At 33.3% G+C, this 18591-nt stretch carries 19 protein-coding genes and 1 other RNA gene; 9 read left to right on the forward strand and 11 right to left on the reverse strand.

Annotated elements, in window-relative coordinates:
* Nucleotides 1–135: 135 nt before the first annotated feature.
* A complete protein-coding gene (locus tag AAFN75_RS16080) occupies nucleotides 136–2730 on the forward strand; it encodes a zinc-dependent metalloprotease (protein ID WP_411807318.1) in 2595 nt (864 codons plus the stop codon).
* A gap of 170 nt (nucleotides 2731–2900) precedes the next feature.
* On the opposite strand, the gene AAFN75_RS16085 is transcribed toward AAFN75_RS16080, so the two are convergent.
* The 7 genes from AAFN75_RS16085 to AAFN75_RS16115 form a co-directional block, all read right to left on the reverse strand.
* Nucleotides 2901–3449 carry a 1-acyl-sn-glycerol-3-phosphate acyltransferase gene (locus AAFN75_RS16085; RefSeq protein WP_411807319.1) on the reverse strand — a complete coding sequence of 183 codons (549 nt, stop codon included), beginning with the start codon at nucleotides 3447–3449 and terminating at the stop codon, nucleotides 2901–2903.
* A gap of 1 nt (nucleotide 3450) precedes the next feature.
* Nucleotides 3451–4533 carry an iron-containing alcohol dehydrogenase family protein gene (locus AAFN75_RS16090; RefSeq protein WP_411807320.1) on the reverse strand — a complete coding sequence of 361 codons (1083 nt, stop codon included), beginning with the start codon at nucleotides 4531–4533 and terminating at the stop codon, nucleotides 3451–3453.
* 45 nt (nucleotides 4534–4578) lie between these two features.
* Nucleotides 4579–5196, reverse strand: coding sequence for a CatA-like O-acetyltransferase (locus tag AAFN75_RS16095; protein ID WP_411807321.1), 618 nt, complete (start codon nucleotides 5194–5196; stop codon nucleotides 4579–4581).
* A 1-nt stretch (nucleotide 5197) separates the two neighbouring features.
* Nucleotides 5198–5902, reverse strand: coding sequence for an HAD family hydrolase (locus tag AAFN75_RS16100; protein ID WP_411807322.1), 705 nt, complete (start codon nucleotides 5900–5902; stop codon nucleotides 5198–5200).
* Nucleotides 5893–6621, reverse strand: coding sequence for a 3-deoxy-manno-octulosonate cytidylyltransferase (kdsB, locus tag AAFN75_RS16105; protein WP_411807323.1), 729 nt, complete (start codon nucleotides 6619–6621; stop codon nucleotides 5893–5895). The genes AAFN75_RS16100 and kdsB overlap by 10 nt, the downstream gene beginning before the upstream one ends.
* An 83-nt stretch (nucleotides 6622–6704) precedes the next feature.
* Complete coding sequence (locus AAFN75_RS16110) at nucleotides 6705–7271, reverse strand: DUF4126 domain-containing protein (protein ID WP_144118029.1); 567 nt, start codon at nucleotides 7269–7271, stop codon at nucleotides 6705–6707.
* A 276-nt stretch (nucleotides 7272–7547) separates the two neighbouring features.
* A complete protein-coding gene (locus AAFN75_RS16115) occupies nucleotides 7548–8972 on the reverse strand; it encodes an ATP-dependent RecD-like DNA helicase (RefSeq protein ID WP_144118030.1) in 1425 nt (474 codons plus the stop codon).
* A 125-nt stretch (nucleotides 8973–9097) separates the two neighbouring features.
* On the opposite strand from AAFN75_RS16115, the gene AAFN75_RS16120 reads away from it, so the two are divergent.
* The 5 genes from AAFN75_RS16120 to AAFN75_RS16140 all read left to right on the forward strand — a co-directional run bounded on the left by AAFN75_RS16120 (nucleotide 9098) and on the right by AAFN75_RS16140 (nucleotide 12636).
* Entirely contained in the window at nucleotides 9098–9832 is a 735-nt protein-coding gene (locus AAFN75_RS16120) for a hypothetical protein (RefSeq protein WP_144118031.1), read from the forward strand.
* On the forward strand, nucleotides 9816–10637 hold the full coding sequence (locus AAFN75_RS16125; protein WP_411807325.1) for a DUF3822 family protein: 822 nt from the start codon (nucleotides 9816–9818) through the stop codon (nucleotides 10635–10637). Before AAFN75_RS16120 ends, AAFN75_RS16125 begins: the two co-directional genes overlap by 17 nt.
* Nucleotides 10637–11176, forward strand: coding sequence for a 16S rRNA (guanine(966)-N(2))-methyltransferase RsmD (gene rsmD / locus AAFN75_RS16130; protein ID WP_411807326.1), 540 nt, complete (start codon nucleotides 10637–10639; stop codon nucleotides 11174–11176). Before AAFN75_RS16125 ends, rsmD begins: the two co-directional genes overlap by 1 nt.
* A 163-nt stretch (nucleotides 11177–11339) precedes the next feature.
* Nucleotides 11340–11852, forward strand: a complete 513-nt coding sequence (locus AAFN75_RS16135) for a nuclear transport factor 2 family protein (protein ID WP_411807327.1) — start codon at nucleotides 11340–11342, stop codon at nucleotides 11850–11852.
* Between the two features lie 34 nt (nucleotides 11853–11886).
* Nucleotides 11887–12636: a hypothetical protein gene (locus AAFN75_RS16140; protein ID WP_411807328.1), complete on the forward strand. Its 750-nt coding sequence runs from the start codon at nucleotides 11887–11889 to the stop codon at nucleotides 12634–12636.
* 82 nt (nucleotides 12637–12718) lie between these two features.
* Here the strand turns inward: AAFN75_RS16140 and rnpB are convergent.
* Together rnpB and AAFN75_RS16150 are read right to left on the reverse strand one after the other, a co-directional pair.
* An RNA gene (rnpB, locus tag AAFN75_RS16145) (RNase P RNA component class A) lies at nucleotides 12719–13038 on the reverse strand.
* 262 nt (nucleotides 13039–13300) lie between these two features.
* Entirely contained in the window at nucleotides 13301–13762 is a 462-nt protein-coding gene (locus AAFN75_RS16150) for a hypothetical protein (RefSeq protein WP_411807329.1), read from the reverse strand.
* A 245-nt stretch (nucleotides 13763–14007) separates the two neighbouring features.
* Between AAFN75_RS16150 and dnaX the strand changes: the two genes are divergently transcribed.
* Genes dnaX through AAFN75_RS16165 form a run of 3 tightly spaced genes read left to right on the forward strand, consistent with a single transcriptional unit; the run spans nucleotide 14008 to nucleotide 16905 of the window.
* The gene (gene dnaX, locus AAFN75_RS16155) at nucleotides 14008–15741 is read left to right on the forward strand and encodes a DNA polymerase III subunit gamma/tau (RefSeq protein WP_411807331.1); all 1734 of its coding nucleotides are present in this window, start codon (nucleotides 14008–14010) and stop codon (nucleotides 15739–15741) included.
* Nucleotides 15734–16312, forward strand: coding sequence for a hypothetical protein (locus tag AAFN75_RS16160; RefSeq protein ID WP_411807332.1), 579 nt, complete (start codon nucleotides 15734–15736; stop codon nucleotides 16310–16312). Before dnaX ends, AAFN75_RS16160 begins: the two co-directional genes overlap by 8 nt.
* Before the next feature lie 11 nt (nucleotides 16313–16323).
* Complete coding sequence (locus AAFN75_RS16165; protein ID WP_411807333.1) at nucleotides 16324–16905, forward strand: tRNA-(ms[2]io[6]A)-hydroxylase; 582 nt, start codon at nucleotides 16324–16326, stop codon at nucleotides 16903–16905.
* Here the strand turns inward: AAFN75_RS16165 and AAFN75_RS16170 are convergent.
* Nucleotides 16902–17504, reverse strand: coding sequence for a porin family protein (locus AAFN75_RS16170; protein ID WP_411807334.1), 603 nt, complete (start codon nucleotides 17502–17504; stop codon nucleotides 16902–16904). The two genes, AAFN75_RS16165 and AAFN75_RS16170, sit on opposite strands and share 4 nt — an antisense overlap.
* Before the next feature lie 180 nt (nucleotides 17505–17684).
* Nucleotides 17685–18590 (reverse strand): Ppx/GppA phosphatase family protein, encoded by a 906-nt coding sequence (locus tag AAFN75_RS16175; RefSeq protein ID WP_411807335.1) that lies wholly within the window; start codon nucleotides 18588–18590, stop codon nucleotides 17685–17687.
* Nucleotide 18591 lies beyond the last annotated feature (1 nt).

Here is an 18591-nt window from a genome sequence, read left to right on the forward strand (position 1 = left end):
AAAAATTATAGTAAAACCTTACAATAACATTTATTTTAACTTTTATTTTGGTGAAGGAATATTGGTTTATACCTATTTTTACTGCGACTAATTCAAATAACTAGGTGAAATCCTAATAAATCACAAAATCTCCCTATGAAATTAAATCAAATTACTTTTAAGCTTTTCCCCATTTCTTTCTTAATCTTACTTCTTTTAGCACCATTTGGTGCAGAAGCTCAAAATAAAAAAAAGAGGAATAAAAAAAATGCTGTTGAAGCTACAAAAAACAACCCTGTTAAAAAGTTAAAAGAAAAATCTATTGCAGACTTAACAAAATCAAGTAAAAAAATTGAAGGTTTGTTTACTGTTTACCAAGACACTATTACAGGTGAAATACAAATGGTTATAACAAAAAATCAATTAGACAAAGAGTTTATATACTTTAGCCAAATTGCGGATGGTGTTTTAGATGCCGGAAGAATAAATAGAGGCTCTTATAAAGGTTCTAAAGTGTTTACAGTATCAAAATACTTTAATAAAATAGAGTTTACAACTCAAAATACTTCGTTTTATTTCGACCCTAATAATGCTATTTCAAAATCGAAAGACGCCAATATTAGCCAAGGTATTATGGCCAGCTTAAAAATTGAAGCCACTAACGCGGATGAAGGTTTGTACCTAATAAAAGCTAACGATTTGTTTTTAAAAGAAACATTTTCGCAAATAAAACCAGCTTCGAGACCAGGAACATCTCCTAGCTCTTTTAAATTAGGAGGCTTGGATAAAGGAAAGACAAAAATTAATGACATAAAAAACTATCCTGAAAATGTAAATTTAGAGGTGGAATATGTGTATTCGGCTCCATCCGTTTTAAATGGTGGTTCTAGTGCTGTTTCCGATGGCAGAAATGTTAGTATAAAGGTGTTTCATAGTTTAATTGCCATGCCAGAAAATGATTTTGAACCTAGATTCGATGATCCTCGAGTTGGTTACTTCACTACTGAAATCACAGACCAAACTTCAACTAGTGTAACGCCATATCGCGATTTAATAAACCGATGGAACTTAGTTAAGAAAAACCCAGAAGCCGAATTATCTGAACCGGTAAAACCTATTACTTGGTGGATGGAAAACTCAACCCCTATACAATGGCGAGAAACTATAAAAAATGCTGTATTACAATGGAATGTAGCTTTTGAAAAGGCTGGTTTTAAAAACGCAATTGTGGTTAAACAACAACCTGATGATGCCGATTGGGATGCTGGTGATATTAGATATAATGTATTACGATGGACCGCTTCTCCAACACCGCCATTTGGAGGCTATGGGCCAAGTATGAAAAACCCGAAAACTGGTGAAATTTTTGGAGCGGATATCATGCTTGAATATAAACACTTTACAAATCGTGTTTTTTATGAAAAAGTTTTTGAAACCTCTTCGAATGAATCCCTTAATAACACTATAGATCATCAAGAAGACTTGTATTGTTCTTTAGGTCATGAACTGCATAATGAAGTTATGTTGGCAAGTACTGTTGCCTCTGTAGCTGGAGGATCAGATTTAGAAATGGAACGTATTAAAAAAGAGTCTATGACGGCTTTAATTATGCACGAAGTTGGGCATACTTTAGGTTTAAATCATAATATGAAGGCGAGTCAGTTGTTTTCTCCTGAGCAACTTGCAGATGCCGATTTTATTAAGGGAAAGTGTTTAACGGCTTCCGTAATGGATTATGCGGCTTTAAATATTACTAGAGACCGTAGTAAACAAGGTCAATATGATGATGTTGCTGTGGGACCATATGATATTTGGGCTATTCAACTAGGTTACAAACCTTTTAAAACAGAAGCCGAACGTCAAGCCTTATTAAACGAATCGACGAAACCTGAACATATTTTTGGAAACGATGCAGATGACATGCGTTATCCTGGTAAAGCTATTGATCCTAGAGTAAATGTGTCCGATCAATCTAACAATCAAATTAAATGGGCTGTTGATAGAATAGAACTATCTAACGATTTAATGAAAGATTTAAAATTTAAGTTTATAAAAACCGGCGAGTCTTACCAAGAATTAAGATCTGTTTATTATTTATTAAATGGTCAAAAAGCTTCTGCTACAAATACCATTTCTAGATTTATTGGAGGTGTTTATGTAGATCGTTCTATGGCGGGCCAAGACCAAGCAAATCAACCTTATACTCCTGTGAGCTTAAAAGACCAAAAAAGAGCCATGAGCGCTTTAAAAACTTATGTATTTGCACCAGAAGCCTTTCAAGCTCCAAATGATTTATATAATTATTTAGCAAAACAACGAAGAGGGTTTAATTTTATGAGCGCTCCTGAAGACCCTAAAATTCATAACCAAGTTTTGGGTTATCAGAAAAACGTATTAAGTCAACTTTTACACTATAATACATTACAACGAATTACTGATTCTGAGTTATATGGAAATGAATACACCTTATCTACCTTTATGGTCGATTTGAATGATGCTATTTTTAAAACGGACATCTCGGGCTCTGTAAATTCATTTAGACAAAATTTACAATTAGAATATACTAATATGCTAATTGATATGCTTACAGGTAAACAAAGTACTAAGTATACAAACACAGCTAAATCAATGACTCTGTATAATCTTAAAGCGATTAGGTCTATGGCTGCTCCTTCTGGAAATATAGCATCTAGAGCACATAAACAACACTTAAGAACCTTAATTGATAACGCTGTTAAAGAGATAAAATAAGCGAAATAAATAGTAATAAAAAAAAGCTACTTCATTAATGAGGTAGCTTTTGTTGTTTTAGGGAAGCTCATGTTTCTTTTTAGGTACAAATAATTGTTTACTTTATGTTTCATGCGCTTACTTATCAAGAAAACAATAGTTGTGCCAAAATTTAAAAAGTAAATAGAAAATCATGAATAATTAGGCTTTTTTCCAACTACGCCTTTATAGAAATTATGCATAAATTCAAAATCGGCTTCCATATTATCAGTTGGGTAGAATGGTTCGGAAATCACATTTTGCTTATTCTTAAAATCAAGTGTAAACATTATAATAGGAACGTTAGCTTGTTTTGCTATAAAGTAAAACCCCGTACGCCATTTGTTTACTTTTTTTCGAGTGCCTTCGGGCGCTAAAGTCATTCTAAACTCATCGTGTTGTGAAAATAATTTAGCAATGCTATCGACCTTGTTTTCATTAGATTGCCTGTTTAAAGGCGCTCCACCTAAAGCCCTAAAAAAATAACCGAATGGAAAAATAAACAGCTCCTTTTTACCTACAAAATTAGTTTTTACACCCGTTACTTTACGTAACAGTACACCAATGTAGAAATCGTGCCAACTTGTATGTGGTACCGCTATTATAACAGCCTTTTTAATAGTGCTTTGTGAAAATGAGGTGTTACCAATAACTTGCCAACCTAAAATTTTAAAATATATGAGTTTTGCAAGCCATTTCATACTACATTTTTTGGTATAAAGCTTTCAACTTCTGTTTAGTCATAGTTTTTTTCCAATTTTTACCTAACGCGTTTTCCCAAAGCGGTTCTAGCCCCAAGGCAACATCAATCATAATATCGAATTCGCTATCACTTAAATCTGCACAAATACCAGTTGGTAGTGTAATGTTATGCTTTGCTTTCATTTGTTTAAATACCTTAACACCTTCTGGATAAAATTCTTCTAAATGATCAAAAACAATACAATTACCAATACCGTGTTTAGTACCTAATAAATAAGATAAACCATAACTCATTGCATGGGCAACACCTACTTGAGAATATGCAATACTCATTCCTCCATGCCACGAGGCCATCATTAATTTTTCTTGAGACTCCGTATCTGAAAGACTATCACTTAAAAATATTTCATTACACAACTCCAAGGCCATTTGCCCATAAGTTTCACTAAAGGTGTTTAAATACGTACCCGTTAAAGATTCTATGCAATGTACATAACAATCCATACCTGTGTAAAACCATTGGTCTTTTGGAACCTCTTTAGTCAGTTCTGAATCTAAAATAACTTGATCAAAAGGTGTGTAATCTGAATTTATACCTAATTTTTTATCTGGTCCAGTAAGCACTGTAGTTCTTGAAACTTCGGCTCCTGTTCCAGAAATTGTTGGAATACCCACATGATATATAGCAGGATTTTTTACTAAATCCCAACCTTGATAATCGGCTGCTCCACCATCATTTGTAATCATGATTGAAACTGCTTTTGCTAAATCTAATAAGGTACCGCCACCAATACCAATAATACCAGAAGGACGTTGTTTAGATTGTAATATAATATCTTCAACAAGGGCATCAACTTGAGATGTTTTAGGTTCTTCTTTTGCTGAAACGAAAATTATCCTATCATCGTAAGACAATGATATTCTTGAAGTAATCCATGGATTGCTTTTAAATACATCATCTATTAAAAAAATGAAAGGCGCATGAAGTCCAAGACGTTTTGGGGCCAAAATATCATTTAATTGATTAAAACCACCTCTGCCAAACATAACTTTTGGCACCATTGGAAAGTTCTTATAAGTCATTTATTTAATTTCTTTATAAAAGGTAAAAATACCATTATTTATTTTCTATTGGTTTAAATACTGCTGAAATTTCTCTGAAAAAAGACCAACATGGTAACCATCTATTAAAGCATGATTAACATTTATAGCTACGTTAATCATTAATTCATTGTCAACCTCTGATATTTTACTAAAAGCAATTTTAGGTACCGATTCAATTTCACCCGAAACAGGCTCCTTGTGTCCGGTAAAATTTAGCCACGGCATTGCAGAACAATGAATACAATTTAGTCCATTTTTAGGAGGAAACAGATCGTTAGAATTTTTAATGCGTTCTTTTTCTGCTTCCAAATTATCAAGAAATGTACCAAGATTTTCATTATAATCAATAAACGAAAAAGCAATTGTTTTATCCTCCCTCATAATTGTTGAAGAAGCATGAATAACATCGTGCTCTACTACATTCCCGTTCTCGATTCTGTATTTAAAATTCTCAACCTCATTTATGGCTCGCATGCAAGCATGCAAATACTTTCCGAAAAAAGATATTCCTTTTTCTTTAGAAAAATAATACGCTTTAGTAACGTTAAAAGGAATTACTAATCCAAAATAAGGATCTGTTAAAGCAGAAAAATGTTCGTAATGCTGCTTTCTGTTCCAAGTATTTACATCAATAATCTTCATACTATTTAAGAATATTTAATACCTTATCTATTGAACTTAACGTATTGTAAGCTTTACCATTTTTTTCGGCCTCGGTAACCTCTTCATGTGCCCAAGTGGTATGAAACGGTACATGTATAGCATGGGCTTTAATGTTTACTAAAGGCAATACATCAGATTTTAAGGAATTACCAATCATTAAAAACTCGGATGGATTAATATCTAAATGATTCAATAGGTTGGAATAATTAGCTTCTTTTTTATCACTTAACACCTCGATATGATGAAAATAATTTGTTAACCCAGATTTTTCCAACTTCCGTTCCTGATCGAGTAAATCGCCCTTGGTAGCTAAAATTAACCGGTACTTTTTTGATAAGATTTTTAGCACTTCTTCTACCCCATCTAAAAGTTCGACAGGTTTATTAAGCATATCTTTTCCTATATTTAATATGGCTTCAATGGTTTTTGTAGACACATTATAATTAGAAATCTCCAAAGCCGACTCGACCATTGATAATGTAAAGGCTTTAACGCCATAACCGTATAGCTGCAAATTATCAATTTCCATTCTAAAAAGTTCTTGGTCTATTTTATTAACCGTTTCGTATTTAGATAACAGTTGTGCAAACTCTTTTTCGGCATCGCGAAAGTAGGTTTCATTTACCCAAAGCGTATCATCGGCATCAAAACCAATAACCTTAATGTTTTGGTAGTCTATTTCCATAATTTAATTGCACGTTCTAAATCTTCTGGAGTATCAATCTCAACGCCTTCCACATCTGTTTCCACCATTTTTATACGCTTGCCATATTCTAGATATCGCAACTGTTCTAGCTTTTCTGAAGCCTCTAAAACTTGCATTGGTAGTTTATAAAAGTCTAAGATGGCTTGTTTTCTAAAGGCATAAACCCCTTTATGTTTATAATATTTAACAGCCACACTTTTATCTCTAGGATACGGTATTGGGCTACGTGAAAAATATAATGCAAAGTCAGATTGATCGATAACCACTTTTACTGTATTTGGGTTATTAATCTCTTCGGTATTAGTAATGTGCACCATTAAGGATGCAAGATCGACTTCTTGGTTAGCATCCGCTTTAAAAACATCAATAAGTTTTGTTAAAGACTCTTTATCGGTAAAAGGCTCATCGCCTTGAACATTAACTACAACATCAATATCCATGTTCTCTACAGCTTCGGCTATTCTGTCGCTGCCGCATTCATGTTCCTTTTTACTCATTATGACGTTACCTCCAATACGCTCTATTTCTTTATAGATTATATCGCTATCGGTAACTACAAAAACATCATCGAATAACTTTGTAGCAACGGTAGCTTCATACGTTCGTTGAATAACCGTTTTACCACCTAAATCTTGCATAAGTTTACCTGGAAAACGCGATGCTGCATAGCGAGCAGGAATCATGGAAATAATTTTCATCTATTAAGTTTACTGATTTAAATTCTATAAAAACAATTAAAAATACTCATAGTAAGCTCAAAAATACTACAAATAAATAGAGTTTACACTTTTGAAGTTTTAAACTTTTTGTACAGCTTAAAAATTATAAATAAAATTACAATAACCAAAAAGACTGCTAGAAACGGTAAAAAAATGGAAACCACAGACATAACCACTGATGTTCCCGTTTCTACGGTTGAAACTAAAGGGTTAGCAACACCTCCGGTGGTAACTGTTGATGCAAAACGTGCCGTACTTGATGTGCCTGCAACAGCTGCGGCTGTACCTCCGCCAGCAATAATGGCTAAGGCCCAGGTTATAACGGGACTTAAATCGGCCACAGTAGATAGCATAATTGCGGTGCCTGCAAGAGCTGCCAATGGCACAGCAATACTATCTAACACATTATCTATGTAAGGAATAAAATAGGCAAAAACCTCTACTAATGTTGCAGCACCTAGAGTAATTATAGCTGCAGTACTGCCTATCCATTGCCAAGATTCGTTGAGTTGCCATACATCAAAATAAGATGCTAAGCTTAGTGCAAAAAGAGGTAAAAAGACTCTAAAGCCTACGGATGCGGCTAAACCTACACCTAAACAAATACTAATTATGGTTTCGAATGTCATAGAAGAAGCGCCTAAATCTCCGTAAGGGATTTTTGTTTTTAATTAATAATTATTCAAAGTTACGTAAATTCTTGATTTTTGAAACTTTGGACGAAAATCTAAAAACTCGAAACGAGAAGAAAAAATTGTAAAATGTTAGTGAACACTGCTATTTATATTAATGTTTAATGTTGGCGGATACCTGCGCCAGGGATAGAAAAGTAAAGCCCACAGCCCGACGTAGGAGGTGCGAGGACTTGTATTGGATAGCCCGACCCTTTGGGTGGCGCCCAAAAATTATTCTTCGAAAAACTCGTCTTTAAACCCTATTAAATATAATTTTTCTTTGGCTCTGGTAACCGCTGTATATAACCAACGTAAATAATCTTTATCGATGCCGTTTGGTAAATAAGGTTGCTCTACAAAAACGGTGTCCCATTGGCCACCTTGCGACTTATGACACGTTATGGCGTATGAAAACTTAACTTGTAAGGCGTTAAAATGTTTGTTGCTTTTTACTTTTAAAAACTTTTTATACTTACTGGTTTCGTCCTCGAAATCTTTCATAACTTCTTGATACAGCCTATTGGAATCCTCGTAAGGTAAGGACGGTGTTTCGGCATCGATAGTATCGAGCATTAAAACGGTTTCGAAGGGTGCCATTTTTGGGTAATCGACCATGCGTATTTTTACCTCGGCAAACCGGAAGCCATATAACTCTTGTATGCCAAAAATTTCGAGCACTTCAATAATATCGCCATTGGCAATAAAACCGGCTTCGGTTGTGGGTTTTATCCAGAAATAGTTATTTTTTACCACCATTAAATAATCGCCTGCGGTTAGCTCGTGCTCGTTAAATAAAATTCGGTTTCTAATTTGCTGGTTGTACAAATTAGCGCGTTTATTGCTCCGTACTATAATTGCGGTTTCTTCTTTACCCAACTCGCTATAGGAATCGTTTATAGCATCCATTATTTCGTAGCCATCAACTAACCTTATAATATCTGCAAAACCCTTAATATCGAACTTAAAAGACTCGAAAAAGTTACTAGACAAGGTATCTCTTAATATAGTTGCATTTACCAAGATACCCGAATCTTGTTCCTGTCGTACTACTTCATCCAATTCCATTCTTGTGACTTCCTTGTCGTAGTTTAAGGCTAGTGTACGCTCATCCAAGGCTGGACTAATATCTAATTTTACAGGAGGCAACTGTGCCGTATCTCCTATTAAAAGTAATTTACAGTTATGGCCACCATATACATATTGAATTAAATCGTCTAGTAACGAGCCACTATCCATTTGTTTAGAATCTGTTGGAGTATCTGGAATCATAGATGCCTCATCTACTATAAAAATGGTGTTTTTATGCTTATTGGGCTGCAAAACAAACTTAACACCACCAGATTTTTCTTTTTTAGGAAAGTATATTTTTTTATGAATGGTAAAGGCTTCTTTTTTGGAATAATTAGAGATAACTTTAGCTGCTCTACCTGTTGGAGCCATTAGGACAGCGCTTTTTTTTGCCTTCCATAAATTAGATACTATAGCGCCTACAATGGTTGTTTTTCCTGTACCTGCATAGCCTTTTAATAAATATAAGTCGTTTGAGTTTTTTGAAAAAATAAATTCTGCCAATTGCTGAAGGACAATATTTTGTTTAATCGTAGGTTGAAACGGAAACTGCTGTTTTATAAGGGAATAGAATTGAGATGCTGTCATTAATGATTGTCCTAATTAAAAATTATTCAAATATAGAAATGATTTTTATGTCCTTAGGTTTTAACGATTAAAAAAAAATTGTAGATTTGCTAAAACCATTAACGAATTTTTAATAAATAGATACTATGACATTTTTCTTAATTGCATTAGCAGTGATTCTTGGTACAATTGGCTTGGTAAAGTTAGTTGACAAATTTATCCCGTCTAAACTTAAACCTGTTTTGACTATAGCACTTTGGTTATTAATCGCCTTTTTAGGGTACCAAACTTATATGTCTATTTATGAGCCAATAAAATTTAACAAGGAAAAAAACAAACGCTATGCAGTTGTTATTGAAAGTTTAATTGATATTAGAGATGCTCAATTAGCGCACAGACAAGTTACAGGGAAGTTTGCTAAAACTTTTGATGGCTTAATTAAATTTATTGACACAGCTGAATACACTTTAACACAACGTAGAGATTCTAGTGTTATCGATAAAGAATTAACTAGAAGATATGGTGTAGATACTACAAAAGATATTGTTATTATCGATACTTTAGGTACTGTTCCTGTAAAAGATTCGTTATTTAAATCTTCTAACCGTTACAAAACAATGATGAATGTTCCTGTTGGTCAAGAAGGTGCTAAGTTTAAAATGGATGCTGGATTTGTTGAGCAAAACAACATTAACATTCCTGTTTTTGAAGCTTCTGTAAAAAAGGATGTTTTATTATACGATCAAAACAGAGATTTAGTAATACAAGAAAACCAAATAATATCTGTTGACGGTGTTAATGGAGATGCATTAAAGGTTGGTTCTATGGACGAAGTTAAAACTGGTGGTAACTGGCCAAAAACTTATGGCGATAGCGAATAATATTACTAAAACAAATACTAATATAGAATTGTCCATTCAAATAAGCTTGAGTGGACTTTCTTTTTCTATACTAAATAGAGACTCCAATACTATTGTGGTTTTTAAGGGCTATAATTTTGAAAAAAAATTAAACCCTATTGAAGTTTTAGATCAATTAAAGCAGCTATTTGCAAGAGAAACTGTTTTACAAGGACACTTCGGTAATATTATTATTATTTATGATAACGACCTATCTACCCTTGTACCAAATTCGCTATTTAATGAAAGTCATTTGGCAGATTATTTAAAGTTTAATTCTAAAATTTTAAAATCTGATTTTATAGCCTATGATACCATTAAAGAAAACAACAGCGTAAACGTATACGTACCTTACATAAATATTAATAATTACATTTACGATAAGTTTGGCGCCTTTACTTTTAAGCATGTTTCTACTATTCTAATAGAATCTATTCTACAAACAGAAAAAGAATCGAATACCACTAACATGTATGTTAATGTTGGTGATAATCATTTTGAAATTATAGTCGTAAATAAAAGCAACTTACAGCTTTACAACAGGTTTTCGTACCGCACAAAGGAAGATTTTATTTATTACATCCTTTTTACAGCCGAACAATTAAATCTAGACCCAGATAGCCTAAATCTTGTTTTAATTGGGGCTATAACCAAGGATAATAATTTGTACAACATAGCCTATAAATACATACGCAACATAACTTTTGGTACAAGAAAAGAAACCTATAAATACCTTGGTAACCCGCCATCTAATTATTCCAATTTCACTTTATTAAATAGCTTTTAATGAGAATTATATCAGGATTATACAAAAGTAGAAAAATAATAGCACCAAAAAACCTACCTGTACGTCCTACTACAGATATGGCTAAGGAATCCCTATTTAATATCCTTAACAACTCCTATTATTTTGATGATATATCAGTTTTAGATTTATTTGCGGGCACAGGAAATATAAGTTATGAGTTTGCATCTCGAGGTACCGAACAAATTACTTGTGTAGACCAAGACTTTGGTTGTATAAGGTTTATAAACAAAACAGCCGAAGATTTCGATATGCCTATTCAAACTATTAAAAGCGATGTTTTTAAGTTTCTAGAAAAAGCTAGCATGCAATCTAATATTATTTTTGCAGATCCTCCATATAATTTCGATGTTGAGCAATTTTCAAAAATACCAGAGCTAGTTTTTAAAAATAACTTATTATTAGAGGATGGTTTATTAATTGTAGAACATTCCAAACACACCAACCTATCGGAATTAGAACACTACTCCTATTCTAAAAATTATGGTGGTAATGTATTTAGTTTTTTCGAAAAGGGATAACTAATTATATTTTTATAACCCATTTTTTTTCAGTACATTAGACCTCTCCTTAAGAGCCTCCCCGGCTCTACACAAATTTTATCTCTCAAATTAAGGGCATACCTTTTTCTTGATATTGTTTATGGTTAATTGTTAGTACTAACTTTTAAAACCATAAATTAAAATGAAAAAACTTTTATTATTAGGGCTTGCACTCTCTCTATTTGTCGCTTGCCAAGACAAACAGCAAAAACGTTACTTCGAAAGTTCTCCAGAAATTGAAACGTTAAAAGCAACCATAAAAGCTTACGAAGCCCAAGATTGGAATGCGTGGAAAGCTAGTTATGCAGATACCGCAAAAATATATCATAATACTAATAAAGCGGCATCTACTAATGAAGCTATGGCAGGAATGAAACAAACACTTTCAAGTTTTTCTGACTATAAGTTTTTAGATAATGTAGCCGAAGTTGAAATGGTAATTGATAAATATGGTGATACTTGGGTAAACTACTGGAATAGTTGGGGAGCTAAAGCTAAAGTTACTGATAAAACAATATCAATACCTATACATTTAACGGTTCAATTTATAGATGGTAAAATAGTAAATGAATACGCCTATTACGATACTTCAAGTATGCGAGCAGCCATAGCAGAAGTAAAAGCTACTAGCGAAAGTAATACCATAAATAAGTAAATTTTAAGTTACCTAACCATTAAACACCAATAATATGAAAACAATTAAAACAACGTTACTACTTAGTCTATTGTTATGTTTCACGACTTATATTTGTCAAGCACAAAAAATGTTTACTGTCCATCAAGACAATGTAAAACCTTCCATGATTATGGAATATGAAGCTGTTGCTAAAAAACTACTTGAAGCCTCTAAAAAGCATAATGTAAAAACCTCCTGGACTGCCATTACCACAAACGAGTTAAAATATTTATACCTAACACCTATTGATAATTTTGCAGCATTAGATGAGCGCCCTTTCGCAGATATGGCAAAAGCCATGGGAGACGATTTTGGTAAAATGTTCGATGAATTTGATTTGTGTTACGATTCGCATACCGATTATAACATAACTTTGGTAGAAGACCTCTCCTATATGGAAGAAGGTGCGCCCATAATACGAGAAGGAGAAAATTTCCGAAAATTTTATTATCTATATTTCACACCAGCTAATGCAGCTAAAATTCGCGAAGGGATAGAGGCAGTAAAAGCACTATATATTGCAAAAGGATCAACAGAATATTATAGAATTTACAGAAGCGGCTTCGGAACTCCAGAACAATTTTATCTAGTAGTAGTATCTGCTAAAGATGAAATAGATAGCGCCACAAAATCTAAAGCAAATGATAAGGTTTTAGGGCCAGATAAATGGGATGCTTTTAGTAAAGTTATAAATAATACTAGTCGTGTTCAAGAACAATCAGGAGAAATTCGTCCAGATTTATCCTATGCACCAAAAGAATAAACAATAAAGCCAACCAATTAAACAATAACCAACCCTTTTTTAAACCTCAAACCCTTCCTGAAAATTTCAAGAAGGGTTTGTATATTTAAGTAAATCTATAAGCCGAATTCTGTACTTTTTTATCACTAAAGAAGCCCTTATCATTTATCTACGTGCATTGTTACCAATACACTTTAGCTGCCTACCCTCCAACAATCGAGCGTGCCGCCCTCAAACGTTGGTTTACATGACATTGCACCACATAGAGTTTACCTGGTTTCACTACAGCATGACCTGTACATCCTTTCTGTTGCACTTTTCCTAACCTCACGGCTGGTGGTTATTAGCCACTATGTTGCACTACGGTGTTCGGACTTTCCTCCATCTTGAATAAATCAAAACAGCGATAAGGCGATTTACTGTCGCGAAATTACAATAAACTAAAAGTATAATCTAAATAAATTTGAATATTTGGGCGTTACCCTAAAAAGGGTCAGGCTTTCACTACTCGCTTCCTCCTAAAGTCGGCGAGCTCAAACATGCCGTTCAATCCTTAACGCACATATCTACTAGCATCAAGTTAAGCCATAAAGCATTTTGTATTTATTACCTCTAATACTTTTTAATACAGAACTCTATTTAATAATTGTATTTGTAACAAACTTAAACTACCTATAAAATAAAATTATTGATGATAAGCCGCATTATGTGCCAAAGCACTTCCGCAACTAGCACAATTACTAGCAGATCCAGAACCTCCAGCACATCCGTTTCCACAAGTGTAATGATAAACTCCTGCAGCATTTCTACTAGGTTCTGCAGTAGGAGGTGCGGCAAAAGGAGCAGAAGATAATGGTGCAGCATTAGGATTAGCATGATAAGCAGAGTTATGAGCTAAAAGTGTACCACAATTAGTGCAATTAACAGCAGATCCAGCACCTCCTGCACACCCCTTACTACAGGCATAATGCCAAACACCTTGTGCATTTTGAGCAGGCTCAAGCGACACCGGATTTGGTGTTACAGATTCTATGGCCTCATTCGCTTTTACATTTTCTTGTTTAGCCCCTTTAGTACTGTCATTACAAGACCATAAAATAAGGAAGGAACTGCATAATAATATTGTAAAAATCTTTAAGTATTTCATAGTTATTAATTTTTTAAACTTGGCTGTTCCAAGTAATATATGGTGTGATTTTTAAGCCCTTTGGTTTAAGGACTTACTATAAAGTATGTGCAAGCATTAACCAAAATTCGACATTTTTAATCATAAAGTCAAAGAAATCCTTCATTATCTAAACTTTATTTTTGTTAATAACTCCTATTAATTTTCAGTTTCATAATTCTAAATTCCAAATTGAATTTTTAACTTTGTTATCTCAAGATTTAACTATGGAGCATTTTGTTGTATCGGCTAGAAAATACAGACCAGAAGCGTTTAAAGACGTTGTTGGCCAGCAAGCTATTACAAACACTTTACTAAATGCCATAGATAACAATCATTTAGCTCAGGCCTTATTATTTACAGGACCGCGTGGTGTTGGTAAAACAACTTGCGCACGTATTTTGGCTAAAATGATTAACAGCGACGGTAACGAAACTGGCGATGAAGATTTTGCTTTTAACATTTTCGAGCTCGATGCCGCATCCAATAACTCGGTGGATGATATTAGAAGTTTAACCGACCAAGTTAGAATACCACCGCAAGTTGGAAAATACAAAGTTTATATTATTGATGAGGTCCACATGCTCTCTCAAGCCGCTTTTAATGCCTTTTTAAAGACTTTAGAAGAGCCACCTAAACATTGTATATTTATACTTGCAACTACCGAAAAGCATAAAATTATACCTACCATCTTATCGCGTTGTCAAATTTTTGATTTTAAGCGTATTACAGTAAAAGATGCTAAGGAGTATTTAAAATATATAGCAGGCGAACAGGGTATTACTGCCGAAGATGACGCTTTACATATTATAGCTCAAAAAGCAGATGGTGCCATGCGTGATGCCCTTTCTATTTTTGATCGTGTAGTTAGTTTTTCTGGTAAAAACTTAACTAGACAAGCCGTAACAGAAAACTTAAACGTACTTGATTACGAAACGTATTTTACAAGTACAGATTTAATTTTAGAAAATAAGATTCCAGATTTATTACTTCAGTTTAATAATACACTTTCAAAAGGTTTTGATGGGCATCATTTTATTGCAGGATTAGCATCTCACTTTAGAGATTTGTTGGTTAGCAAAACTCCTGAAACCATCGCCTTATTAGAAGTTGGCGACCAAACTAAAGAGAAGTACTTAAAACAATCGCAAAAAGCCTCGCAAGAGTTTCTCATGCAAGGCATTCAACTAGCTAACGACTGCGATCTTAAATACAAAACAAGTAAAAACCAACGCTTACTTGTCGAATTAACTTTAATGCAACTTGCCTCTATCACTCATGATGGAGAAAAAAAAAATAGCAAACATTACATAATTCCTGCTTCATATTTCCAGAAAAAAGGCATTACGCCTATTCCGGTTAATGTTCCCCAGAAAACTGAAAACGCTACCCCTTCCGCGAAAGCACAAACAGAACCATCTGAAACCACAGATAAAAAACCGGCAACGGTTAATAAAACTGAAGATCAAGGACCTCCTAAAATCATTTTAAAACAAAATGCCAAACGTCAATCTGGATTAACGTTATCTAGTATTCGCGCAAAAAAAGAACATCTAATAAAACAAATGGATGTTGTGGTAGACGAGGAAAACTTACCTAAAGAACCATTTGAAGAGCAAGATTTCATTAAAGCTTGGAATACGTATACCGAAAAATTGGTTTCCGATGGGCAACATAATTTAGCTTCCATTTTATCTATAGATGTACCAAAAGTAAAAGGAACTGTAGCGCATTTAGAGTTTCCAAATGCGACAAACAAGGTAGAATTAGAACGTCAGCAATTTAATCTTTTAGGGTATATTAGAAAGGAATTAAGTAATTATGATATTACTTTATCTATAACAGTAAACGAAGTTATGGAAAAGAAATACGCCTATACGCCTCAAGATAAATTTGAAAAACTAAAGGAAAAAAACTCGAATATTGACCTTTTAAGAAAAACTTTCGATTTAGATGTTTAATTCACTGAAAAACATCAGGTTATCAATATTATTACTACCTGTAATCGTTATGTTTTTTAGCTGCGATGGTCGTGAAAGAAAGCATAAAACAAATGTAGAAGTTTTTAATGCATCGAACCTTAAGGATTCAATTTTAGAAAATATAAAATATTTCCCTGAATCTTATTTTGAGATTATTACCGACACTATTATATCCAACGGATTTGAAGTTAAAATTAAAACTTATGCCGATATGAATAGTAGCGTTTTAAATGAATTTAAAGTAGATACTATTGTTCACAAACATTATTATAGAGATGCAATTTCAGAAATTACAGTTTTAAAAAATAAGGTAGAAATTGTATCTGAGAAAATTAACAAATCCTATTTCTTAAATCGAGATAAAGAATTAAAACAATATTTTGAAACTGCCAATTTATCTGGAGTTTGGATAAACCAAAATGATTCTATTTCAGAAAACGAAATAAGCATATATATTATGTTTGGTAAGCCTGAAACCGACAACTATTTTCTAAACGAAATGATAGTTAGTAGTAATGGAACATTTTCCATAAAAGAAATTATAGAATAAAATTAATATTTATGTTAGGATTAAAACTACCAACCGATCCACGTTGGGTAAACATTGTAGAGAAAAACATTGAAGAAATACTTACCGATCATGCTTTTTGCGAACAAAAAGCAACAAGTACAGCTATTTCGCTTATTGTAAGTTTTCCTGAATACACAGAGTTAGTACAAGAAATGACGGCTTTAGTAAAAGAAGAAATTAGTCATTTTAAAATGGTACACGATAAAATTATAGAACGCGGTTGGGTATTAGGTAGAGATAGACGTGATGATTATGTTATCGCGCTTTTAAAATTCTTTCCTAAAGGTGGTAGTAGAACAACACAACTAGTGCATCGTTTATTATATGCAGCACTAATAGAGGCTAGAAGTTGCGAGCGTTTCAGGTTACTTTCAGAAGAATTAGAAGATAAAGAATTAGCCGAATTTTATAGAAATTTAATGGTTAGTGAAGCCAACCACTACACTATGTTTTTAGGTTTTGCCAGACTATATGGTGAAAAAAAAGAAGTTGATACCAAATGGCAACAACTTCTTGAATATGAGGCTGAAATAATTTCAAATTTAGGAACTAGCGAAGCTATACACGGTTAAAATTTGTAACCGACACCTAATTGAATATTTCTATTTTTTGCTTCGATACCTAAGTTATCATCGAATACATTTCTAATACCATAGTTATATCTAACATCTACAACAATGGCATAATTAATTTTGTAATCGGCACCAATAACTGCCGAATATCCCATGTTTTTCATACCGTCGTCAACTTTTTGAACCTTCCATCCTACTTGTGGACCGATGCCTGCATGGAATTTCTCGCTAAATCTAAACCTAAACAGAATTGGCATTTGTATATAATCTAAATGAAGTTCTTCTTTATTGGCACCTTCGGCAGAAAACTGAATTTCTGGCACGATAGATAAAGTACGCGACATACCAATATTAGCTAAGAAACCAACATACAAACTATTTCTGTGTACATTACTAAAAAAAGGTTCATCTTTGAAATCTAAATGAGAAATGGTATACCCTGCTCTAATACCGAATTTAATTCCGCTTGAAGCCGACCACTTTTCTTGAACCTTTACAGTATCCTTAACTTTTTTGGCAGATTTAACCTCTTTGTCTTCTTGAGAGAAGCCTTGAAATGAAAAACCAAGTAACACTGTTAATAGTAGTAATTTTTTCATCTGTATTTTTATTAAATTAATCTATCAGATGCTAATAGCCCAAAGATTATGAAGTTAAAGCAACATAAACATAGGTTTTACATTATTAATAGATTTGGGTTATTATTAATGGTACTATAGCGTACGAATATATATCATAAATTTAAAAAACAACAACTATACAAGCCAAAGTGCAAAATTTTACTGTGTATTACTAGAAACGGTATCATAATATATACTTTTTATAATACCATCGGCAAGACCTATTTTTGGTACATATATATTTTTTGCTCCAGCCCATTTCATGGCTGAAAGATATATACGCATAGCAGGAATAATTACATCGGCTCTATCTTGATTTAACGAAAGTTCTGTTATACGCTCTTCGTAGGAATAGGTTTGTAACATGTTGTAATACGAGGTCATATAAAAATAAGAAAGTGGTTTCCCCATTGACTTACCAGATACCTTGAAAATTTTATTAATATTTCCACCAGAACCTAAAACATCAATTTTATGATAGTCTTTTGTGTGCGTATTAATCCATTCTTGCAACTCTAACCAAGTTTCTTTTTTTACCATATCGTTTAATAAACGTACGGTTCCTATTTTAAAAGATCTTGAAACTACTTGATCTCCTCTATCTATAACAGTAAATTCGGTGCTTCCTCCACCTACATCCACATATAAATAGGTTTTGTTTGCATCTATAAATTTATTTAAATCGGTTGCCGCAATAATTGCAGCTTCCTCTTCGCCTCCAATAACATCAATGTTTATTCCAGCATGTTCTAAAACCAAGTCTACTACTTTTTTCCCGTTTTTAGATTCTCGCATTGCAGAGGTAGCACAAGCTTTATATTTTACCACCTTATGAGATTTCATAAGTAGTTTAAAAGCAAGCATAGTATCTAGAATACGCTGCGTGTTTTCTTTAGAAATTTTTTCTTTTATAAAAACATCTGCCCCTAATCGAATTGGTACACGTACAAGTGAGTTTTTCTTAAATTCAACAGGCTTTCCTTTTTGTTCAATTATATTTGAAATTAACAGTCTTACAGCATTTGAACCAATATCTATGGCAGCATATTTTTTTATTGAAAGCATA

The organism is Algibacter sp. AS12, assembly GCF_046736315.1.
In the GTDB taxonomy this organism is placed as follows: domain Bacteria; phylum Bacteroidota; class Bacteroidia; order Flavobacteriales; family Flavobacteriaceae; genus Algibacter_B; species Algibacter_B amylolyticus.

Bases quoted from the DNA above. Each gene is read 5' to 3' on its own strand.
- AAFN75_RS16080 (WP_411807318.1), top strand. From the start codon at position 136: ATGAAATTAAATCAAATTACTTTTAAGCTTTTCCCCATTTCTTTCTTA.
- AAFN75_RS16085 (WP_411807319.1), bottom strand. From the start codon at position 3,449: ATGAAATGGCTTGCAAAACTCATATATTTTAAAATTTTAGGTTGGCAA.
- AAFN75_RS16090 (WP_411807320.1), bottom strand. From the start codon at position 4,533: ATGACTTATAAGAACTTTCCAATGGTGCCAAAAGTTATGTTTGGCAGA.
- AAFN75_RS16095 (WP_411807321.1), bottom strand. From the start codon at position 5,196: ATGAAGATTATTGATGTAAATACTTGGAACAGAAAGCAGCATTACGAA.
- AAFN75_RS16100 (WP_411807322.1), bottom strand. From the start codon at position 5,902: ATGGAAATAGACTACCAAAACATTAAGGTTATTGGTTTTGATGCCGAT.
- kdsB (WP_411807323.1), bottom strand. From the start codon at position 6,621: ATGAAAATTATTTCCATGATTCCTGCTCGCTATGCAGCATCGCGTTTT.
- AAFN75_RS16110 (WP_144118029.1), bottom strand. From the start codon at position 7,271: ATGACATTCGAAACCATAATTAGTATTTGTTTAGGTGTAGGTTTAGCC.
- AAFN75_RS16115 (WP_144118030.1), bottom strand. From the start codon at position 8,972: ATGACAGCATCTCAATTCTATTCCCTTATAAAACAGCAGTTTCCGTTT.
- AAFN75_RS16120 (WP_144118031.1), top strand. From the start codon at position 9,098: ATGACATTTTTCTTAATTGCATTAGCAGTGATTCTTGGTACAATTGGC.
- AAFN75_RS16125 (WP_411807325.1), top strand. From the start codon at position 9,816: ATGGCGATAGCGAATAATATTACTAAAACAAATACTAATATAGAATTG.
- rsmD (WP_411807326.1), top strand. From the start codon at position 10,637: ATGAGAATTATATCAGGATTATACAAAAGTAGAAAAATAATAGCACCA.
- AAFN75_RS16135 (WP_411807327.1), top strand. From the start codon at position 11,340: ATGAAAAAACTTTTATTATTAGGGCTTGCACTCTCTCTATTTGTCGCT.
- AAFN75_RS16140 (WP_411807328.1), top strand. From the start codon at position 11,887: ATGAAAACAATTAAAACAACGTTACTACTTAGTCTATTGTTATGTTTC.
- AAFN75_RS16150 (WP_411807329.1), bottom strand. From the start codon at position 13,762: ATGAAATACTTAAAGATTTTTACAATATTATTATGCAGTTCCTTCCTT.
- dnaX (WP_411807331.1), top strand. From the start codon at position 14,008: ATGGAGCATTTTGTTGTATCGGCTAGAAAATACAGACCAGAAGCGTTT.
- AAFN75_RS16160 (WP_411807332.1), top strand. From the start codon at position 15,734: ATGTTTAATTCACTGAAAAACATCAGGTTATCAATATTATTACTACCT.
- AAFN75_RS16165 (WP_411807333.1), top strand. From the start codon at position 16,324: ATGTTAGGATTAAAACTACCAACCGATCCACGTTGGGTAAACATTGTA.
- AAFN75_RS16170 (WP_411807334.1), bottom strand. From the start codon at position 17,504: ATGAAAAAATTACTACTATTAACAGTGTTACTTGGTTTTTCATTTCAA.
- AAFN75_RS16175 (WP_411807335.1), bottom strand. From the start codon at position 18,590: ATGCTTTCAATAAAAAAATATGCTGCCATAGATATTGGTTCAAATGCT.